The sequence below is a fragment of the Parviterribacter kavangonensis genome (genome assembly GCF_056863335.1).
Genome location: NZ_JBXPJA010000001.1, coordinates 1,028,480 through 1,045,866, shown reverse-complemented (window position 1 = coordinate 1,045,866; position 17,387 = coordinate 1,028,480). Strand labels below are relative to the sequence as shown.

Genomic DNA, 17,387 nt, shown 5'->3' with positions numbered 1-17,387 from the left:
GGCATGGTCTTCCGCCAGATCACCCACGACGACCTCGGATGCGCCTCGTACCTGATCGGCGACGAGGACGCCGGCGTGGCGGCGGTGGTCGACCCGAAGCTCGACGTCGACCAGTACCTCGCGCTCGCCCGCTACATGGGCATCGAGATCCGGCACGTGCTCGAGACGCACAACCACGCCGACCACGTGTCCGGTCACGGGCGGCTGGTCGCGGCGACGGGCGCGACGGTCCACGTCCACCGCGGGGCGGAGCCCGACTACGACCACGAGCCGTTCGACGACGGGTGGGAGCTCGAGCTCGGCGCCGTCCGCGTCCGCGCCCTGCACACGCCGGGCCACCGGCCGGAGCACACGGCGTTCGCCCTCATCGACACCGCGCGCGGGCCCGAGCCCTGGGCGGTGCTCACCGGCGACACGCTCTTCGTCGGCGACATCGCGCGCCCGGACCTGGCGGTCGACAAGAAGGAGGGCGCGCACGGCATGTGGGCCTCGCTGCGCGACAAGCTCCTCACCCTGCCGCGCGAGTGCGAGGTCTGGCCCGGCCACCTCGCGGGTCGCTGTGCGGCGGCCCCGGGATGGACATGAAGGTCTCGTCGACGATCGGCTACGAGCTCGACCACAACCCGCTGCTGGCCGAGGACGACGAGGACCGCTTCGTCGAGCGCGCGATCGGCTCGCTCGCGCCGCAGCCGCCGAACTTCAAGGCGATCGTCGCGCTGAACCGCGGCCCGCTCGCCGCCCACCGGCTCGTGATCGAGCCGCTCACGCCGCGCCAGGTGCAGGAGAAGATCGACGCGGGCGCGATCGTCGTCGACGTGCGGACCGACCTGCAGTTCGACGACGCGCACATCCCCGGTGCGATCTGCAACCCGGCCGTCCGCGCGGGCTTCGGCACGAAGCTCGCCTGGGTCGCCGAGCCGGACCGCGAGATCGTCTTCGTCGGCCGTGACGACGACGACGCGGTCCACGCCGCGCACCTCGGCGCGGCCGTCGGCATAACGACGCCCGGCGGCTACCTCGCCGGCGGCATGACGAGCTGGCGCGAGGAGAAGCGGCCGACTGCACGCGTCGAGCGCATCGACGTCGCCGCGCTGCGCGAGCGGCTCGGCTCGGTCCAGGTGCTCGACGTCCGCGAGGCCTCCGAGTACGCGGAGGCGCACATCCCCGGCTCGGTCCACGTGCCGTACCACGACCTGCACTCGATGCCGGACAGCGTCGACCCGGACCGGCCGATCGCGGCGATCTGCTCCTCCGGTCAGCGCAGCGCGATCGCGGCGTCGATGCTCGCCCGGCTGGGGGCGCGGCACGCCGTGCACGTCGCCGACGGTGGCGTCGGCACGTGGCGCCGGCAGGGCTGGCCGGTCGAGAGCACGGCGGGCGCGGGCGTCGCGTAACGCGTGCTGCTGGTGGCGGCACTCGCGCTCGGCGTCGGCGTCGGGCTGGCGGTCGGCGCCCTCGGCGGGGGCGGCTCGGTGCTCGCCGTGCCGGTCCTCGTCTACCTCCTCGGCCAGTCCGTGCCGGCCGCGACCACGAGCTCGCTGCTCGTCGTGGCCGCCGGCGCGCTGGCGGGCAGCCTCGGGCACCAGCGCGAGGGCCGCGTGTGCTGGCGGCACGCTTCCGCGTTCACGGTCGCCGCGATCCCCGGCATCGTCATCGGCACGATCGCGGGCGACGCGGTGAGCCCGCGCCTGCTGATCGCGGGCTTCGCGTTCGTGATGCTCGCCGCCGCGCACGCGACGTGGCGCAAGGCGAACGAGCGGCCGGAGCCCGACCGCGGTCCCGCCCCCGGAGCGGTCTGCCCGCCGCTGCGGCTGGGCCGCGACACCGTGGCGGGGATGGCGGTCGGCTTCCTCACCGGCTTCTTCGGCGTCGGCGGCGGGTTCCTCATCGTCCCGACCCTCGCGCTCGCGCTGGCGTTCACGATGCGGACCGCGGTCGGCACCTCGCTGGCGATCATCACCGCGACCTCGGTCCTCGGGCTGTTGGGCCACGTCGCCGGCGGCCGGTCGATCGACGTCGACGTGACGCTGGCGATGACGTGCGGCGCGGTCGGCGGCGCGTTGCTCGGCGCGGCGGTCGCGGCCCAGCTGCCGCAGCGCCTGCTCGGGCTCGGGTTCGCCGGGCTGGTCACGGTCGTCGCCGGCTGGCTGCTCGTGTCGGCGACCGTCATCGGCTCCGTACCGGGCAGTTGACGCCTAGACTCCAGTGAAGTGGTGAACGACCCGGTCCCACACCCGCTGCCCGAGCCCCTGGTCGGCCTGATCGCCCAGCGCTTCCGCGTGCTCGGCGAACCCATGCGCATCCGCCTGCTCGACGAGCTGCGCGAGGGGCCGGCCACGGTCGGCGAGCTGCAGGAGCGCCTCGGCGCGTCCCAGCAGAACGTCTCCAAGCACCTCGGCGTGCTCCTGTCCGCCGGGATGGTCTCGCGCACCAAGCAGGGCACGTCGTCGCGCTACGAGATCGCGGACCCGTCGGTGTTCGAGCTCTGCGAGCTCGTCTGCGGCGGCCTGCGCAAGCAGGTCGACGGGCTCGCCGCCGCGCTCGGCTAGCCTGCGGCGATGCCCGCCCGCTGGATCCGCGTCGACCCGGCGACGGCGATGCGGGAGGGGTTCGAGGCGATCCGCCGCGAGGCCGGCGTGCCCGGGGCGTTCCCGGCGGAGGCCGAGGCGGAGGCCCACGCCGCGGCCATCGCTCCGCGCGGGCCGGCCCGCAGCGACCTGCCGTTCATCACGATCGACCCGCCGGGGTCCCGGGATCTCGACCAGGCGCTGCACATCGAGCGGCGTGACGGCGGCCACCGGGTCTCCTACGCGATCGCGGACGTCGGCTCGTTCGTCGCCGCGGGTGGGGCGCTCGACCGCGAGACGCACGTGCGGGGCGTCACCGTCTACGCGCCCGACACGCGGACGCCGCTGCATCCGCCGGTCCTCTCGGAAGGCGCGGCGAGCCTCCTCGCCGAGCAGTGGCGCCCGGCGATCCTGTGGACGCTCGGCCTCGACGAGACCGGCGAGCTCACCGACGTCCACGTCGGCCGCGCGGAGATCCGCAGCGTCGCGCAGCACACGTACGCCGACGTGCCGGACGACGTCGCCGAGGTGCTGGCCGAGGTGGGGGAGCGGCGGCTCGAGCTGGAAAGGGAACGCGGCGGCGTGCGGCTCGAGGTGCCCGAGCAGGAGGTCGTGCGCGACGGCGGCGGCTGGACCGTGCACTACCGCGTCCCGCTCGCGACCGAGGAGCACAACGCGCAGATCTCGCTGCTCACCGGCATCGCGGCCGCGCGGCTGATGCTGCGCGCCGGCGTCGGCATCCTGCGCACGCAGCCGCCGCCCGAGCAGCGATCGCTGGACCGGCTCCGCCGCCAGGCGCTGGCGCTCGGCGTGCCGTGGCCGGAGGCGATGTCGTACCCGGACTTCGTCCGCAGCCTCGACCCGGCGCGCCCTGCGGAAGCCGCGCTCATGCACGAGGCGGCGGGCGTCGGTCGCGGCGCCGGCTACACCGCCTTCGAGGGCGCACCGCCCGAGCAGGCCGAGCACTTCGCGATCGCCGCGCCCTACGCGCATGCGACCGCGCCGCTGCGGCGACTGCAGGACCGCTACGTCAGCGCCTGCTGCCTCGCGGCGTGCGCGGGGGAGGCGCCGCCGGCGTTCGTCCGCGCCGCCCTCACCGAGCTGCCGGCGGCGATGGCCGCCGCGGACCGCCGCGCGAAGTCCGTCGAGCGCGGCGTGGTCGACCTCGTCGAGGCCGTCCTCCTGTCGGAGCGAGTCGGCGAACGGTTCGCCGCCGTCGTCGTCGACGACCGCACGGTCCAGATCACCGACCCCGCCGTGAAGGGCAAGGTCCGCGGCCCGTGCCCGGACCCCGGAGCGGAGGTCACGGTCACCCTCGCCTGCGCCGACCCGGCGAAGCGAGAGGTCGCCTTCGAGATCGCGCCGCCGCCAACCGCATGATCTCCGGCGGCGGCGCGACCCTCGGGATCTCCGGGGCGCGGCCGCCGCGCCGTCTCCGGACGGCGCGGCGGCTCTCGACGCGGCCTAGGGCGCGAAGGCCCGCCAGGCGGCGCGGTCGTCGATGCGCCGCGCGGTGCGGGCCAGGCGCAGCGCCAGCGCCGGCCGCACCTTGGGCGGCGGGTGCTTGCGCGGGGGCGGCCATCCCTCGATCACGCGCGCGGTGGGGCGTGTCGATCGAAGGACCTCGTTGTGGAACACGGTTTGCACGGTGCTTCCTTCCGGTTGTGGTGGTTGGTCGTTCCTGAGTGGACGACGACCGCCCGGTCACCGGGGAGGCAGCGCGCGAGGCGATGCCGGCGGGTCACGGGCGGCGCGCCCGTGAGACCCGATCTAGAGCGAGGTCACGGACGCGTGAAGCGCACGACGGAGCGCGCGCCGCGAGAGGCGGCGTTGAGCTTCATCGTGGAGGTGGTGGCGAGTCGCTTCATGCGTGACCTCCCTCATAAGAGGGTCCGCGGACCGTACAGGTCGATCCGGCGGAACGCAACCCCGCGAAGGGAGTTCGAACCGGTCAGCAGGTCGTGCGGCGTCAGGCGGCGGCGCGCAACCGCCGGCGCGTGCGGCCGCCGACGAGCGCCTGCCAGTCGGCCTCGTCGATGTGCGCCGGCTCGGTCGAGTCGAGGAACCCGCGCAGGGCGTTCGCGAGGCCGTTCGGGTCCTCGAGGTGGGGGAAGTGGGCGACGCCCGGAAGCGTCACGAACTGCGAGTGGGGGACCGCCTCGTGGACCGCTCGGCCATGCTCGAGCGGGATCGTGTTGTCGCGCTCGCCCCACACGAGCAGCGTCGGCATCGCCTCGAGGAGGTAGAGCCGGTCGCGCGCGCTGACGCGCTGGCCGCGGACGTCGATGACCGCCCGCAGCGAGTGCAGGAACGCCTCGCGCGCCCCCGGCGGCTCCAGCGGCCGGACGGCGCGGACGAACTGCTCGAGGTAGACCGCCTTCGAGGACCCCCGGTCCCGCAGCGCCCGCGACGCCGCGCGCATCCCACCGAGCAGCCGCGGGTGCGCCGCCGCCCACAGCAGCCCCGACGCGCCGGGCAGCGCGGCCGCGCGCAGCAGCGGGCTGACCTCCTGCCCGAGCCCGCCGCTCGAGACCAGCGCCAGCCGCTCGGTCCGCTGCGGGAACATCCAGAAGAACACCATCGCGACGCCGCCGCCGAGCGAATGGCCGACGATCGACGCCCGCTCGACCCCGATCGACGCGAGCAGATCGCGGATCGTCGCGGCATGCGCGCCGAGCGAGTAGTCGCCGCGCGGCGTCGCCGAATCGCCGTGCCCGATGAGGTCGGGCGCGATGACCGTGTACCGGTCGGCCAGCCGCAACGCGACCTCCTCCCAGTGCCGCGAGGCGTTCAGCATCCCGTGGATCAGCACCACCGGCGGCCCGCTGCCGGCCATGCGGTAGATCACGCGATGGCCGTGGAGCTCGACCTCCCACTCCTCGAACGAGAGCACGTGAAGACGCTAGCGACGCGCGCGAACGCGCGCCAGTGCGCTACTTCCCGGCGTTGTCCGCGACGTACTGCGCGACCTTGTCCGCCGCCGCGCCTTCGAGCAGGTTCGCCGGCATGATGCTCGGGCCCTCGGCGATGGTCTTCAGGACGAGCGCCTTGTCGGGCTTGACCTCGTCGAGGTTCGGGCCCGTCTGTCCCTCGGTCCCCGCCGCCTTCAGCACATGGCAGCCGCCGCACGTGTCCGAGAAGAGCTGATCCGCCGGCTTGGCGGCCGCGTTCCCGCCGCCCGAGCCGCCGTCGTCCCCGCCGCAGCCCGCGCCGGCGGCAAGCACACCGCCGGCGAGGAGCACGGCCATCGCCGTCCTGGTTCTCATAGACCCAGAGTCTTGCCGATGATGTCGCGCTGGATCTCGCTGGTGCCGCCGTAGATGGTCCCGACGAGCGCCCCGCGGACGTGGCGCTCCATGTCGTACTCGGTCGCGTAGCCGTAGCCGCCCATGACCTGCATGCCCTCGAGCGCGACCTTGCGGGCGACCTCGGTGACCTTCAGCTTCGCCATCGACGCCTCGCGGGGGAACATCGCGCCGGGGTTCGCGTCGACGCGCGCGGCGACGTCGTAGACGAGCAGGCGGCAGCACTCGATCTCGGTCGCGAGATCGGCGAGCCGGTGCTTGATCGACTGGAACGACCCGATCGGGCGGCCGAACTGCTTGCGCTCCTTCACGTAGGCGAGCGCGTCGTCGAACGCGCGCCGCGCCTGCCCGAGGTGCTGGGCGGCGATGATGAGCCGCTCGACGTTCAGCCCGGCCATGAGCTGCAGCCAGGCCTGGCCCTCGGTGCCGATCAGGTTCTCCGCCGGCACCTCGGCGTCGGTGAAGAACATGTCGTTCACCTCGCGGCCGCCCATCGTGTCGATGCCGTTGATCTCCATCCCCGGCGTGCCCTGCGGCACCTCGAGCATCGTCAGGCCCTCGTGCTTGGACCCGCTGCGGTCGCTGCGCGCGATGACGAGGATGTGCGCCGCGTGGTGGGCGTTCGAGATCCACGTCTTCTGGCCGTTCAGCACGTAGGAGCCGTTGCGCCGCTCCGCCCTGCACTGCAGCGCGCCGACGTCGGAGCCGGCCTCGGGCTCGGACATCGCGATCGCCTCCACGTTGCCCTTGACGATGCCGCTCAGCATCGCCTCCTTCTGCTCCTCGGAGCCGAAGCGCTCGTACGCGCCCGCCACGATCATCGTGGTGCCGACGCCGGCGATCGGCGCCATGCCGTAGGCGGTCTCCTCGAGGAGCAGGCACATGTCGAACAGGCCGCCGCCCGTGCCGCCGTACTGCTCGTCGATCGACACCCCGAGCCACCCGAGCTCCGCGATGCGGTCGTAGATCGACTGGTTGTGCGGCTCGGGCCCGCGCTGCTCGCGCGTGGCGGTCTCGCGCTTGCAGAAGTCGCGGATCGACTCGACGAACGCCTTGCGCTCGTCCGTCAGCTCCAGGATCGAGGTCATGCCCGGGGTTCTACACGATCGTGACGCAGGCGTCAGGATCGCGAGAGGCGCCGGGTCACCCGGCCGACGCGCTCGGCGGTGGCCTGGAGCGGCTCCACCGTGTCCGCGACGGTCTCGACCGCGTCCTCGAGCTGCTCCACCGTGTCGAGCCCCGCGAGCAGTCGCGGGGTGATCGAACGGAAGAACCGCAGGTGCTCCTCGAGCTCCTTGCTGACCGCGGTCAGCCGCTCGCCGCCGTCCACGATGTCGCGCGTGTCGTGGTGCAGCGTCTCGGCGACCGCGGTGAGATCCTGGCCGCCGTCGTGGATGGCCCGGCCGGTGCGGTCCACCTGGTTCCCGGTCTCGATGAGCTCGCGGCCGGTGCGGTCGACCGACTTCGCGGTCTCGGTCAGCTCGCGGCCGCCGTCGACGATCTCGCGCGCGGTGAGGATGAGCGCCTCGAGCTGCACGAGGAGCGTGTCGATGCGGACGCGGACCTCCTCGACGGGATCCGGCTCGCGGCGCGCGCGATCGGCCAGGTCGTGCAGGTCGTCGAGCGCTCGGGCGACACGGCCGGGGACGAGGAAGGGCGCGACGACCAGGGACTTCGGATCCACGAGGGCGGGGCTACCCGCTGCTCGCGACCCCCGCCCGGTACGTGGCGCGAACGGCATCTACCACGAGGTCGGCGTAGGACGCCCAGACGTCCGGGTCGTGCTCCTCGCGCTCGATGAGGGCTTTGCAGACGCCGTGGTAGAGGACGCGGACCTGCTCGCCCGTCACGTCGGCGCGCACCTCGTCCTCGGCCTGCGCCGCCGCGACCAGCGCGTCGAACGCGGTGACCGCTGCGTCGCGCGCGGCCTGCAGCTCGGGGACGTGCGCGGCGGCGGCGAGCGCGTCGCCGAGCACCCGGTCGTCGACCTGCTTGCGCGCCGAGGCCCGCAGCAGCTCGCGCAGCGCGGTGAACGGGTCGCCGGACTGCGCGGCCTCGGTCGCCCGCTCCGTCCACGCCTCGAGGCGGCCGATCGCGACCGCGGCGATGAGGTGCTCCTTCGTGGGGAACGCGCGGTAGACCGTGCCCTTCCCGACGCCGGCGCGGGCGGCGATCTCCGGGACGCCGGCATCCGTGCCCTTCGAGGCGAAGAGCGCGTCGGCGGCCTCGAGGACCTTCTCGCGGTTGCGTGCGGCGTCGGCGCGCACCGGGTGCTCCCCTCAGCGTTCCTCGGCGAAGGCCGGCTCGGGGAGCGGAGCGGCTGCGCCCGCGTCGGCGAGGTGGGTGCGCGGCTCGCGGTGCTCCTCGGCGCGGGGGATGAAGCAGGCGGCGACGCCCGCGACGACCGCGACGGCGGCGCCCGCGAGGAAGCCCTTCGTGAACCCGTCGTCGGTCGGGATGGTGCTCCCGGCGACCGCGCTGCCCGCGAGGACCGCCGCGGTGACCTGCGTGCCGAGCGACGAGCCGACGGAGCGGACGAGCGCGTTGAAGCCCGTCGCCTCGCCGGTCTCCCGCATCGGGACCGCGGCCACGATGAGGTTCGGCATCGCGGCGAACGCGAACCCGATCCCGATGCCCATGATGCAGGCGCCGATCAGGACGAGGCCCTGCGAGCCGTGCTCCAGCCCGAGGAACGCGAGGCCCGCCGACGCGATGAACGAGCCGAGGGCCAGCGGGACCTTCGGCCCGAGCTTCTGGGCGAGCACGCCGGACAGCGGCCCGATCAGCAGCATCGCCACGGAGGACGGCAGCAGCAGCAGGCCGGAGTCCAGCGCGTCCAGGCCGAAGCCGCCGTGGCGCTCGGGCAGCTGGGCGAGCTGGGGAACGAGGAAGAACGAGCCGAACATGCCGAAGCCGACGAGCAGCGTCGCGACGTTCGTCATGAGGACCGGCGGCTTGGCGAGCGTCTCGAGGTTCGCGAGCGGGTCGCGGGTGCGGCGCTCGAGCGCACCGAACGCAAGCAGGACGGCGAAGCCCGCGGCGATCATGCCGAGGACCTTCGCGCTGCCCCAGTCCCAGTCGTTGGCCTGCGAGACCGCGACGAGCACGAGGACGAGGCCGGCCGCGAGGACGGCGGCGCCGCGCAGGTCGACGCGTGCGGGCGTGCGGTTCGGCGACTCGGGGATGAGCAGCTCCGCCGCCACGAGCGCGACCGCGCCCATGATCGCGCCGACGTAGAAGATCGCGTGGTAGGAGGTCGAGTCGACGATCAGCCCGCCGAGGATCAGGCCGGCGCCGCCGCCGATGCCGGCGATCGCGGACAGCAGGCCGATCGAGCCGGGGACGCGGTCGCGGGGGAACTCGTCGCGGATGATCCCGAAGGAGAGCGGGAAGACGCCACCGCCGAAGCCCTGCAGGACGCGGCCGGCGACGACGACCTCGAGCGAGGTGCCGAGCGCGGACACGACCGACCCCGCGACGAACAGGCCGAGGCTGACGACGAGCAGGCGGCGCTTGCCGAACATGTCGCCGAGCCGGCCGGCTATCGGGGTGCAGACGGCGGCGGCGACGAGGTAGCCGGTGAGCGTCCAGGCGACGCCGGCGGCGTCGGTGCTCAGCTCGTGCTGGAGCTCGGTCAGGGCGGGGATCAGCGTCGTCTGGCCGAGCGCGAAGGCGAGCGCGGCCAGCGACAGGATCATCAGGCTGCGGGTGGGGTGGGGGCGGGAAGCGGACTCCAAGGTCCGCCTACTGTAGCGCGGAACCGGACACCTGGGTCCGCTTCGGTTCGAACCGAGCTGTCGGCGTCTACGAGGCCGCGAACGTGACGGTCACGCGGACGTCCTGGTCCTTCGGCGGGCGACAGCCCTTGCGGCGGTGGAGGACCCGCCGGCGCGTCCCGTCGGCGCGCGTCGAGTACGAGAACCACGACAGCGTCCCGCACCAGCGGCCGGGCCCGAACCGGCCCGTGTTCTGGTCGTACCACCCGAGCGGGTTCGCGTCCTGTGCGACGCCGACGACGTCGCCGGCGTGGAGTCCGCTGGCCGCCGCGAGCGCGTCCGCGGTCTCGCGCGCGTCGGCGATCGCGCGAGGGAACGCCGCCCGCCGCGCCGCCCGAGCCGCCCGCTCGATCGACGCGTTCGTCAACGGCCGTTGCGCGTGGACCGCGTGCTGAGCGGAGCCGTGGACGACGATCGTCCCGGCCGCCGGCGCCGGCGGATCGGGCGGAGGCGGCCCGCCGCTGCCCGTCGCAAGAGCCGCGATTCCCGCCGCGAGAACGACGGTGCCGGCAAAGAGAGAACGGCGCCGCATGCCCCTTCTACGGCGCCGCCGCGCCGAGAGGTCCCGGGGACAGGTCCCTTCACATTCGGTTCGTCCTACGGTGGGCGGATGGCTCGTCGCTTCGATCCCGATGACGTTCGCTCGCTCTTCCCGGCGCTCTCGCGCGCCGACGATGGACGGCCCGCCGTGTTCCTGGACGGACCGGGCGGGTCGCAGGCCCCCGAGGTCGTCATCGAGGCGATGGCCGGGCACCTCCGGAAGGGGACCGCGAACGACGGTGGCGCGTTCGCCACGTCCCGCGAGACGATCGCGCTGATCGCGGAGGCCCGGATCGCGGCCGCGGACCTCACCGGCAGCGCGCCGGAGGAGGTCGCGTTCGGCTGGAACATGACGACGCTGAACTTCCAGCTGGCGCACGCGGTCGCGCGGACGCTCGGGCCGGGCGACGAGATCGTCGTCACCGAGCTCGACCACGACGCCAACGTCTCGCCCTGGTTGCGTGTCGCCGAGGACCACGGGCTGACCATCCGCACGGCGCCGCTCGGCCCGGACGCGACGCTCGACGCCGGCGCGCTCGAGGCGCTGCTGACCGACCGCACGAAGGTCGTGGCGTTCACGCTCGCGTCGAACGCGGTCGGCTCGGTCCCGGACGCGAGGCGCATCGCCGACGCCGCGCACCGCGTCGGAGCGCTCGCGTGGGCCGACGCCGTCCACTTCACGCCGCACCGCCGCCCCGACCGGCGCGCGCTCGGGGTCGACGTCCTGCTCTGCTCGCCGTACAAGTTCTTCGGCCCGCACCTCGGCATCGCCGCGATCCGGCAGGACCTCGCCGAGACGTGGCCCGCGGACCGCGTCAGGCCCGCCAGCGAGACCCCGCCCGGCCACCGGTTCGAGACCGGGACGCCGTCGTTCGAGGCGCTCGCCGCGATGGTCGCCGCGGTCGACTACCTCGCCTCGCTGGGCGACGGCGCCACGCGCGACGAGCGCCTGGACAGCGCCTACGAGCGCATCCGCGAGCACGAGGAGCAGCTCACCGCCCGCGTGCTCGACCGGCTCGCCGCGATCGAGGGCCTGCGGCTGCGCGGGCTCGCCGATCCCGGCCGCGTCGACGAGCGCACGGCGACGTTCTGCTTCACGATCGACGGCATCGCGCCGCGCGCGATCAGCGAGCAGCTCGCCGACGAGGCGATCTACACGTGGGACGGCAACTACTACGCGCTGTCGCTCATGCAGTCGCTCGGCCTCGAGGACCGCGGGGGCGCGGTCCGCGCCGGGTTCCTGCACTACAACACGCAGGACGAGGCGGACCGCTTCTGCGACGCGGTCGCGCGGATCGCCGCGCAGCCGGCGCCGCCGTCCCCCGAGACCCCGGTGCACGACGAGGCGCCCGCCTGATGCACGCCGAGGAGATCTGCTGGTGGCAGCGCGGCGCGATCTACCAGATCTACCCGCGCTCGTTCGCCGACGCGACCGGCAACGGCGTGGGCGATCTCACCGGCATCATCGAGCACCTCGACCACCTCAACGACGGCACGCCGGACTCGCTCGGCGTCGAGGGGATCTGGCTGTCGCCGTTCTACCGCTCGCCCATGGCCGACTTCGGCTACGACGTCGCCGACTACTGCGACGTCGACCCGGCCTTCGGCACGCTCGAGGACTTCGATCGCCTCGTCGAGGAGGCGCACCGCCGCGGCATCAGGGTGGTCATCGACTTCGTCCCGAACCACACGTCGGACCGGCACCCGTGGTTCGAGGCGTCGCGCCGGTCGCGCGACAACCCGAAGCGCGACTGGTACGTGTGGGCCGACGGGGCGACCGGCGGCGGGCCACCGAACAACTGGCGCTCGTCGTTCGACGCGGTCGGCGGCGCATGGACGTACGACGAGCACACCGGCCAGTGGTACCTGCACTCGTTCCTCCCGCAGCAGCCCGACCTCAACTGGGACAACCCGGAGGTCGAGGCGGCGATGCACGACGTCATGCGCTTCTGGCTGCGCCGCGGCGCCGACGGCTTCCGGATCGACGTGGTCCACAAGCTCGGCAAGGACCCGCAGCTGCGCGACGCCGTCGAGGGGCGCCCGCCGCCGTTCGAGGACTGGCAGCCGAGCATCCACAAGCGCCTGCGCGCACTGCGGGGCGTCTGCGACGAGTTCGAGGACCGGATGCTCGTCGGCGAGGTCTACCTGCTGGACCTCCATCGCATCGTCGCGTACGTGAACACCGGCGATGAGCTGCACCTCGCCCACAACTTCGCGTTCCTTCACCTGCCGTGGTCGGCGACGGCGTTCCGCTCGCTGATCGACAGCTTCGAGGCGCTGTCGTCCGACGCCGCCTGGCCCGCGTGGTTCCTCGCGAACCACGACCACGCACGGGTGGCCTCGCGCTTCGACGGTGACGGCCGCGGTCAGCGCCGCGCCCGCGCTGTGCTCGTGATGCTCTACGCGCTGCGCGGCACCCCGTTCGTCTACCAGGGGGAGGAGCTGGGGCTGCCGGACGCGGAGATCCCGCCGGACCGCGTCGTCGACGTCGACGGCCGCGACCCCGAGCGCGCGCCGATCCCGTGGCGCGCGCCGTCCGACGCCGGCCCGGGCGCGGGGTTCACGACGGGCGACCCGTGGCTGCCGCTCGTCGCCGAGGCCGAGGAGCTCAACGTCGAGCGGCAGGCCGCCGATCCGGAGTCGACGCTGTCGCTCGCCCGCCGGCTGGCGTGGCTGCGGCGCGGCGAGCCGGCGCTGCAGACGGGCGAGCAGCGCTCGATCACCGTCGACAAAGGGGTGCTCGCGTGGGAGCGCGTCGGCGACGACGGCGCCATGTGGCTCGCGGCGGTCAACTTCCACGACGAGCCCCGCCCGCTCGGCGCGCCGTCGGACATCGTGTGCACCGCCGGCCTGCGGCTCTCGTCCGATCCGGACCGCGCGCTCGGCGACCTCGCGCTGAACGACGTCGTGCTGGGCCCGCTCGAAGCGGTGCTGCTGCGCCTCTAGGGCAGCATCCGCTTGCCGGCGCGCCGCACGCGCATCCAGCGATAGCCGTACGGCTCGAGCACCACGTCGAGCCGACCGCCGTCCTCCAGCGGCGGCGGATCGGCGTCGCCGCGCAGGTCGAACAGCTCGTCCTCGGCGGTGACGTCCTCCAAGCGCAGCGTCGTCTTGACCGTCCGCTCCGAGAGGTTGTGCGCGGCGACGAGCGTCACGTCGCGCCAGTCGCACCGGTGAGCGAAGACCTCGGGCGCGTCGCACGGCAGATGCGTCGCGCGGCCCCAGCCGATCTCGGGACACTCGCGGCGGCGGCGGATGAGGCGCTCCATCCAGTTCAGCAGCGACTCGCGGTCGCGGCGCTGCGCCGCCACGTTGACGTGGTCGGGCGCGAACGCCCCGGTGCACAGGCCGCGGAAGAGCGTGCGCTCGCCGGGCGGCGAGAAGCCGGCGTGCTCCTCGCTCGACCACTGCATCGGCGGGCGGACGGCGAGCCGGGCCTCCTCGTCGAGGTTGTCGGCAAGCCCGATCTCCTCGCCGTAGAGCAGCACCGGCGTGCCCGGCAGCGAGAACATGAGGCTGTAAGCGAGCTTGATCCGCCGCTCGTCGCCACCCACCATCGGCGGCAGCCGGCGCCGGATGCCCCGCCCGTAGCTGCGCATGTCCTCGTCGGGCGCGAACGCGTCGAACACCTCTTGGCGCTCGTCATCGCTGAGCTTGTCGAGCGACAGCTCGTCGTGGTTGCGCACGAAGTTCGCCCATGCCGCGTCGTGCGGGATGTCCGGGATGTCGTTCAGCGCCTTGGCGAGCGGCTCCGCCTCGCCGCGCGCGAAGGACAGCCACATCGCCTGGTTGACGATGAACGAGAACGCCATGTTGAGCTCGTCGCCGTACGGCCCGAAGTACTCGAGCTGCTCGTCGAACGGCAGGTTGCACTCGCCGAGGAGCACGCCCTCGCCGAAGCGGCGGTTCATGAACGCCCGCATCGAGCGCAGCAGCTCGTGGGCCTGCTCGCGGTCCTCGACGAGGAACGGCACGGCGTCGACGCGGAACCCCGAGACGCCGAGCGCCAGCCAGAAGCCCATCATCTTCACGATCTCGTCGCGGACGGCCGGGTTGCTCAGGTTGAGGTCGGGCTGCTCGCTGCGGAAGTGGTGCAGGTAGTACTGGCCCGCGGCCTCGTCGTACGCCCAGGCGCTGTCCTCCTCGCCGGGGAACACGAGCTCCGTCGGCTCGTCCGGCGGCTCGTCGCGCCAGACGTACCAGTCGCGGAACGGCGAGTCGGGCGAGCTGCGGGCGTGCAGGAACCAGGGGTGGAGGTTCGAGGTGTGGTTCGCGACGAGGTCGATGATCACCCGTATGCCGCGGTCGTTGGCCATGCGCACGAAGCGGGCGAAGTCCCCGAGCGACCCGAGCCGCGGATCGACGTTGTAGAAGTCGGTGATGTCGTAGCCGTCGTCGCGGCGGGGCGACGGGAAGAACGGCATGAGCCAGATGCACGTGACCCCGAGGCCCGAGAGGTGGTCGATGCGGTGGCTCAGCCCGGCCAGGTCGCCGCAGCCGTCCCCGTCGAAGTCGAGGAACGTCTTCATGTCGACGCAGTAGACGACCGCGTTCTTCCACCACAGGTCGCTCGTCTCGTCGAGGCGCACCACGCCGGAGCGGGCGGTGGCGGTGACGGCCGCGCCGATCTCGTCGAGACCCGGCGGCGGCGCGTCGAGCCGACCGGTGTCGAAGGTGGTCACGCTTCCGTTGTCACCGCCCCGGACGGATGACTACCGGGTTCGAGCCGGTCTCGTCAGTCGGAGTTGACCCGCCGCTCAGCCGAGCCGGGCGAGCTCGTCGGACGTCAGCCTGAGGTCGGCAGCGGCGGCGGAGTCGCGGATCGTCTCGGGCCGGCTCGAGCCGGGGATCGGGACGACGGCCGGGCTCTTGGCCAGCAGCCACGCGAGGCACACCTGCTGCGGCGACACGCCGCGCTCGCGCGCGACCTCGCCGAACGCCGCGTGCGCGGAGCCGAGGTCCGACGCCTCCGAGATGCCGCCGAACGGGCTCCATGGCAGGAACGCGAGGCCGAGCTCCTCGCACAGGGCGACCTCGGGCTCGGACGAGCGGAAGCGCGGCGACAGCTCGTTCTGCACCGCGACGAGGCCGGGCCCGACGATGTCGACGGCTTCGCGGATCTGCGCCGGGTTCGCGTTCGACACGCCCGCCATCCGGATCGTGCCCGCGTCGAGCAGGGTGCGCAGCGCGCCCATCGACTCGGCCCAGGGGACGTCCGGGTCCGGGCGGTGGAACTGCCACAGCCCGACGGCGTCGCCGCCGAGCCGCCGCGCGCTCGCCTCCGCGGCGCGGACGAGGTACTCGGGCCGGCCGTCGAGCTCCCAGGCGTCGGCGGACGGCCGCGTGTGGCCGCCCTTCGTCGCGACGAGCACGTCGCCCGCGTCGCCGTCCCACTGCTGCAGCGCCTCGGCGATGAGCCGCTCTCCGTGGCCGACGTCGTCCGGCCCGAGGCAGTAGGCGTCGGCGGTGTCGATGAGCGTCACGCCGGCGTCGAGCGCGGCGTGGATGACGCGGATCGCCTGCGCGCGGTCGGGGCGCCCCGGGTTGGACAGCGGCATGGCGCCGAGGCCGATCGCGCCGACCGCGGCCTCGCCGACCTGTCGCTTGGTCACCGGACGAGCATCCGGTCGAGCAGCACCTCGGGGTGCTCGGACTCGAAGCGCTCGAGCAGGTAGTCGCTCGTGAAGAGGGCCAGCAGGCTGCCGTCGTTGCCGTGCAGGACGTCGCCGCGGCCCGTGCGGCGCAGGACCTCCGCGCCCTCCGCGTCGGTGCGCCGGGCGCCCTTCCATGGGGCGGGGTCGAGGCCGACGGACGCGCCGAACTCGCGCTCGAGCCGGTCGACGGCGACCTCGAACTGCAGCGGGCCGACCCCGGCGAGCACCGGCGTCGGATCGGCCACCGGGTCGCGGCGCAGGACGTGCACGACGCCCTCCTCGGCGAGCTGCTGCAGCCCGCGGTGGAACTGCTTGTGGCGGCCGGTGTCGCGATTGCGGATCGTGACGAAGTGCTCGGGCGCGAGCGTCGGGATCGCGGGGAACGTCACGGGCTCGTCGACGTAGAGCGTGTCGCCCACGCGGACGTCGGTCGCGTTGACGATGCCGACGACGTCGCCGGGGAACGCCTCGGCGACCGTGGCGCGCTCGTCGCCGAACAGCTCGTGGGCGTGGGCGAGGACGAGCGGCTTGCCCGTCCGCGCGTTCATCGCGCGCATGCCGCGCTCGAACCGGCCGGAGCACACGCGCAGGAACGCGAGCCGGTCACGATGGCGCGGGTCCATGTTCGCCTGCACCTTGAAGACGAGGGCGGAGAACGGCGCCTCGACCGGCCGCGCGCCGCCGTCCACGGTCGGTCGCGGCGCGGGGGAGGGCGCCTCGCGCTCGAGCGCGTCGAGCAGCAGCCCGACGCCGAAGTTCGAGACCGCCGAGCCGAAGAACACCGGGGTCAGCTCCCCGGTCGCGAACGCCTCGCGGTCGAACGTCGCACCGGCGTGGTCGAGCAGCTCGAGCTCCTCGACCGCCGTCGTCCAGGCGTCGCCCTCGCGCGCCTCCGCCTCCTCGGGCGACAGCACCTCGTCCTCGGCGCGCGTCGCGCCGCCCGCGGTGCGGGTGTAGCGGTGGAACGCGCCGTTGTTGCGGTCGACGACGCCGCGGAAGTCGCCGGGGATGCCGACCGGCCACGTGGCGGCGACGGGGGTGAGGCCGAGCACCGTCTCGATGTGGTCGAGCATCTCGAGCGGCTCCATGCCGGGCCGGTCGTACTTGTTGACGAAGGTCAGCAGCGGGATGCCGCGCGCGCGGGCGACCTCGAACAGCCGCAGCGTCTGGGGCTCCACGCCGCGGGCGGCGTCGAGCAGCATGACCGCCGCGTCGGCCGCCGACAGGACGCGCAGCGTGTCCTCGGAGAAGTCGCGGTGGCCCGGCGTGTCGAGCAGGTTGAACACCACGCCGCCGTGCTCGAAGCGCAGAGCGGTCGACGTGACGGAGATGCCGCGACGGCGCTCGATCTCCATGTAGTCCGACGTCGCGGCGCGGCGCGTCTTCTTCGCGTGCACGGCGCCGGCCTCGGCGAGCTGGCCTCCGTAGAGGAGCAGCTTCTCCGTCAGCGTCGTCTTGCCCGCGTCCGGGTGGGAGATGATGGCGAACGTCCGCCGGCGCGCTGCCGCGGCGGCGACCGCGGAAGCGGTTTCGAGCACTCGTTCA

The 17,387-nt window shown here is 73.6% G+C and carries 18 protein-coding genes; 7 read left to right on the top strand and 11 right to left on the bottom strand.

The genetic code is table 11. The annotated features are described in order from the left end of the window. Positions 1-3: 3 nt before the first annotated feature. From AC1UE4_RS05410 to AC1UE4_RS05390, 5 genes are read left to right on the top strand one after another with little or no spacing between them, the layout of a single operon-like run. On the top strand, positions 4-585 hold the full coding sequence (locus AC1UE4_RS05410) for an MBL fold metallo-hydrolase (RefSeq protein WP_482916196.1): 582 nt from the start codon (positions 4-6) through the stop codon (positions 583-585). Continuing rightward, complete coding sequence (locus AC1UE4_RS05405; protein WP_482916195.1) at positions 576-1,394, top strand: rhodanese-like domain-containing protein; 819 nt, start codon at positions 576-578, stop codon at positions 1,392-1,394. Before AC1UE4_RS05410 ends, AC1UE4_RS05405 begins: the two co-directional genes overlap by 10 nt. A 12-nt stretch (positions 1,395-1,406) precedes the next feature. Further along, on the top strand, positions 1,407-2,192 hold the full coding sequence (locus tag AC1UE4_RS05400; protein WP_482916194.1) for a sulfite exporter TauE/SafE family protein: 786 nt from the start codon (positions 1,407-1,409) through the stop codon (positions 2,190-2,192). 21 nt (positions 2,193-2,213) lie between these two features. Beyond that, positions 2,214-2,549: an ArsR/SmtB family transcription factor gene (locus AC1UE4_RS05395; protein WP_482916193.1), complete on the top strand. Its 336-nt coding sequence runs from the start codon at positions 2,214-2,216 to the stop codon at positions 2,547-2,549. Between the two features lie 9 nt (positions 2,550-2,558). Further along, on the top strand, positions 2,559-3,947 hold the full coding sequence (locus tag AC1UE4_RS05390) for an RNB domain-containing ribonuclease (RefSeq protein ID WP_482916192.1): 1,389 nt from the start codon (positions 2,559-2,561) through the stop codon (positions 3,945-3,947). 84 nt (positions 3,948-4,031) lie between these two features. On the opposite strand, the gene AC1UE4_RS05385 is transcribed toward AC1UE4_RS05390, so the two are convergent. From AC1UE4_RS05385 to AC1UE4_RS05350, 8 genes are all read right to left on the bottom strand, one after another. Continuing rightward, a complete protein-coding gene (locus tag AC1UE4_RS05385) occupies positions 4,032-4,214 on the bottom strand; it encodes a hypothetical protein (RefSeq protein ID WP_482916191.1) in 183 nt (60 codons plus the stop codon). 322 nt (positions 4,215-4,536) lie between these two features. Then, positions 4,537-5,460 carry an alpha/beta fold hydrolase gene (locus tag AC1UE4_RS05380; RefSeq protein WP_482916190.1) on the bottom strand — a complete coding sequence of 308 codons (924 nt, stop codon included), beginning with the start codon at positions 5,458-5,460 and terminating at the stop codon, positions 4,537-4,539. Between the two features lie 40 nt (positions 5,461-5,500). After that, positions 5,501-5,815, bottom strand: coding sequence for a c-type cytochrome (locus AC1UE4_RS05375; protein WP_482916189.1), 315 nt, complete (start codon positions 5,813-5,815; stop codon positions 5,501-5,503). Between the two features lie 14 nt (positions 5,816-5,829). Next, positions 5,830-6,960, bottom strand: coding sequence for an acyl-CoA dehydrogenase family protein (locus AC1UE4_RS05370; protein WP_482916188.1), 1,131 nt, complete (start codon positions 6,958-6,960; stop codon positions 5,830-5,832). Between the two features lie 32 nt (positions 6,961-6,992). After that, positions 6,993-7,556, bottom strand: coding sequence for a hypothetical protein (locus tag AC1UE4_RS05365; RefSeq protein ID WP_482916187.1), 564 nt, complete (start codon positions 7,554-7,556; stop codon positions 6,993-6,995). A gap of 10 nt (positions 7,557-7,566) precedes the next feature. Further along, the gene (locus AC1UE4_RS05360) at positions 7,567-8,139 is read right to left on the bottom strand and encodes a TetR/AcrR family transcriptional regulator (RefSeq protein WP_482916186.1); all 573 of its coding nucleotides are present in this window, start codon (positions 8,137-8,139) and stop codon (positions 7,567-7,569) included. Between the two features lie 12 nt (positions 8,140-8,151). Further along, positions 8,152-9,570, bottom strand: coding sequence for an MFS transporter (locus AC1UE4_RS05355; protein WP_482916185.1), 1,419 nt, complete (start codon positions 9,568-9,570; stop codon positions 8,152-8,154). Between the two features lie 106 nt (positions 9,571-9,676). After that, positions 9,677-10,180, bottom strand: a complete 504-nt coding sequence (locus AC1UE4_RS05350; RefSeq protein ID WP_482916184.1) for a hypothetical protein — start codon at positions 10,178-10,180, stop codon at positions 9,677-9,679. Positions 10,181-10,258: 78 nt separating this feature from the next. Between AC1UE4_RS05350 and AC1UE4_RS05345 the strand changes: the two genes are divergently transcribed. Together AC1UE4_RS05345 and AC1UE4_RS05340 are read left to right on the top strand one after the other, a co-directional pair. Next, entirely contained in the window at positions 10,259-11,545 is a 1,287-nt protein-coding gene (locus tag AC1UE4_RS05345) for a cysteine desulfurase-like protein (RefSeq protein WP_482916183.1), read from the top strand. After that, complete coding sequence (locus AC1UE4_RS05340; RefSeq protein WP_482916182.1) at positions 11,545-13,134, top strand: alpha-amylase family glycosyl hydrolase; 1,590 nt, start codon at positions 11,545-11,547, stop codon at positions 13,132-13,134. Before AC1UE4_RS05345 ends, AC1UE4_RS05340 begins: the two co-directional genes overlap by 1 nt. Here the strand turns inward: AC1UE4_RS05340 and AC1UE4_RS05335 are convergent. From AC1UE4_RS05335 to AC1UE4_RS05325, 3 genes are all read right to left on the bottom strand, one after another. Further along, on the bottom strand, positions 13,131-14,870 hold the full coding sequence (locus AC1UE4_RS05335) for an alpha-amylase family protein (RefSeq protein ID WP_482916181.1): 1,740 nt from the start codon (positions 14,868-14,870) through the stop codon (positions 13,131-13,133). The genes AC1UE4_RS05340 and AC1UE4_RS05335 overlap by 4 nt on opposite strands. Positions 14,871-14,945: 75 nt before the next feature. Continuing rightward, positions 14,946-15,800, bottom strand: coding sequence for an aldo/keto reductase (locus AC1UE4_RS05330; protein ID WP_482916180.1), 855 nt, complete (start codon positions 15,798-15,800; stop codon positions 14,946-14,948). After that, a complete protein-coding gene (locus AC1UE4_RS05325; RefSeq protein WP_482916179.1) occupies positions 15,797-17,380 on the bottom strand; it encodes a peptide chain release factor 3 in 1,584 nt (527 codons plus the stop codon). The genes AC1UE4_RS05330 and AC1UE4_RS05325 overlap by 4 nt, the downstream gene beginning before the upstream one ends. Positions 17,381-17,387: the final 7 nt, after the last annotated feature.

What these genes read in the sequence shown, in the direction of transcription:
- AC1UE4_RS05410 (WP_482916196.1), top strand. Translation starts at nt 4, where the DNA reads ATGGTCTTCCGCCAGATCACCCACGACGACCTCGGATGCGCCTCGTAC.
- AC1UE4_RS05405 (WP_482916195.1), top strand. Translation starts at nt 576, where the DNA reads ATGGACATGAAGGTCTCGTCGACGATCGGCTACGAGCTCGACCACAAC.
- AC1UE4_RS05390 (WP_482916192.1), top strand. Translation starts at nt 2,559, where the DNA reads ATGCCCGCCCGCTGGATCCGCGTCGACCCGGCGACGGCGATGCGGGAG.
- AC1UE4_RS05375 (WP_482916189.1), bottom strand. Translation starts at nt 5,815, where the DNA reads ATGGCCGTGCTCCTCGCCGGCGGTGTGCTTGCCGCCGGCGCGGGCTGC.
- AC1UE4_RS05370 (WP_482916188.1), bottom strand. Translation starts at nt 6,960, where the DNA reads ATGACCTCGATCCTGGAGCTGACGGACGAGCGCAAGGCGTTCGTCGAG.
- AC1UE4_RS05355 (WP_482916185.1), bottom strand. Translation starts at nt 9,570, where the DNA reads ATGATCCTGTCGCTGGCCGCGCTCGCCTTCGCGCTCGGCCAGACGACG.
- AC1UE4_RS05350 (WP_482916184.1), bottom strand. Translation starts at nt 10,180, where the DNA reads ATGCGGCGCCGTTCTCTCTTTGCCGGCACCGTCGTTCTCGCGGCGGGA.
- AC1UE4_RS05345 (WP_482916183.1), top strand. Translation starts at nt 10,259, where the DNA reads ATGGCTCGTCGCTTCGATCCCGATGACGTTCGCTCGCTCTTCCCGGCG.
- AC1UE4_RS05340 (WP_482916182.1), top strand. Translation starts at nt 11,545, where the DNA reads ATGCACGCCGAGGAGATCTGCTGGTGGCAGCGCGGCGCGATCTACCAG.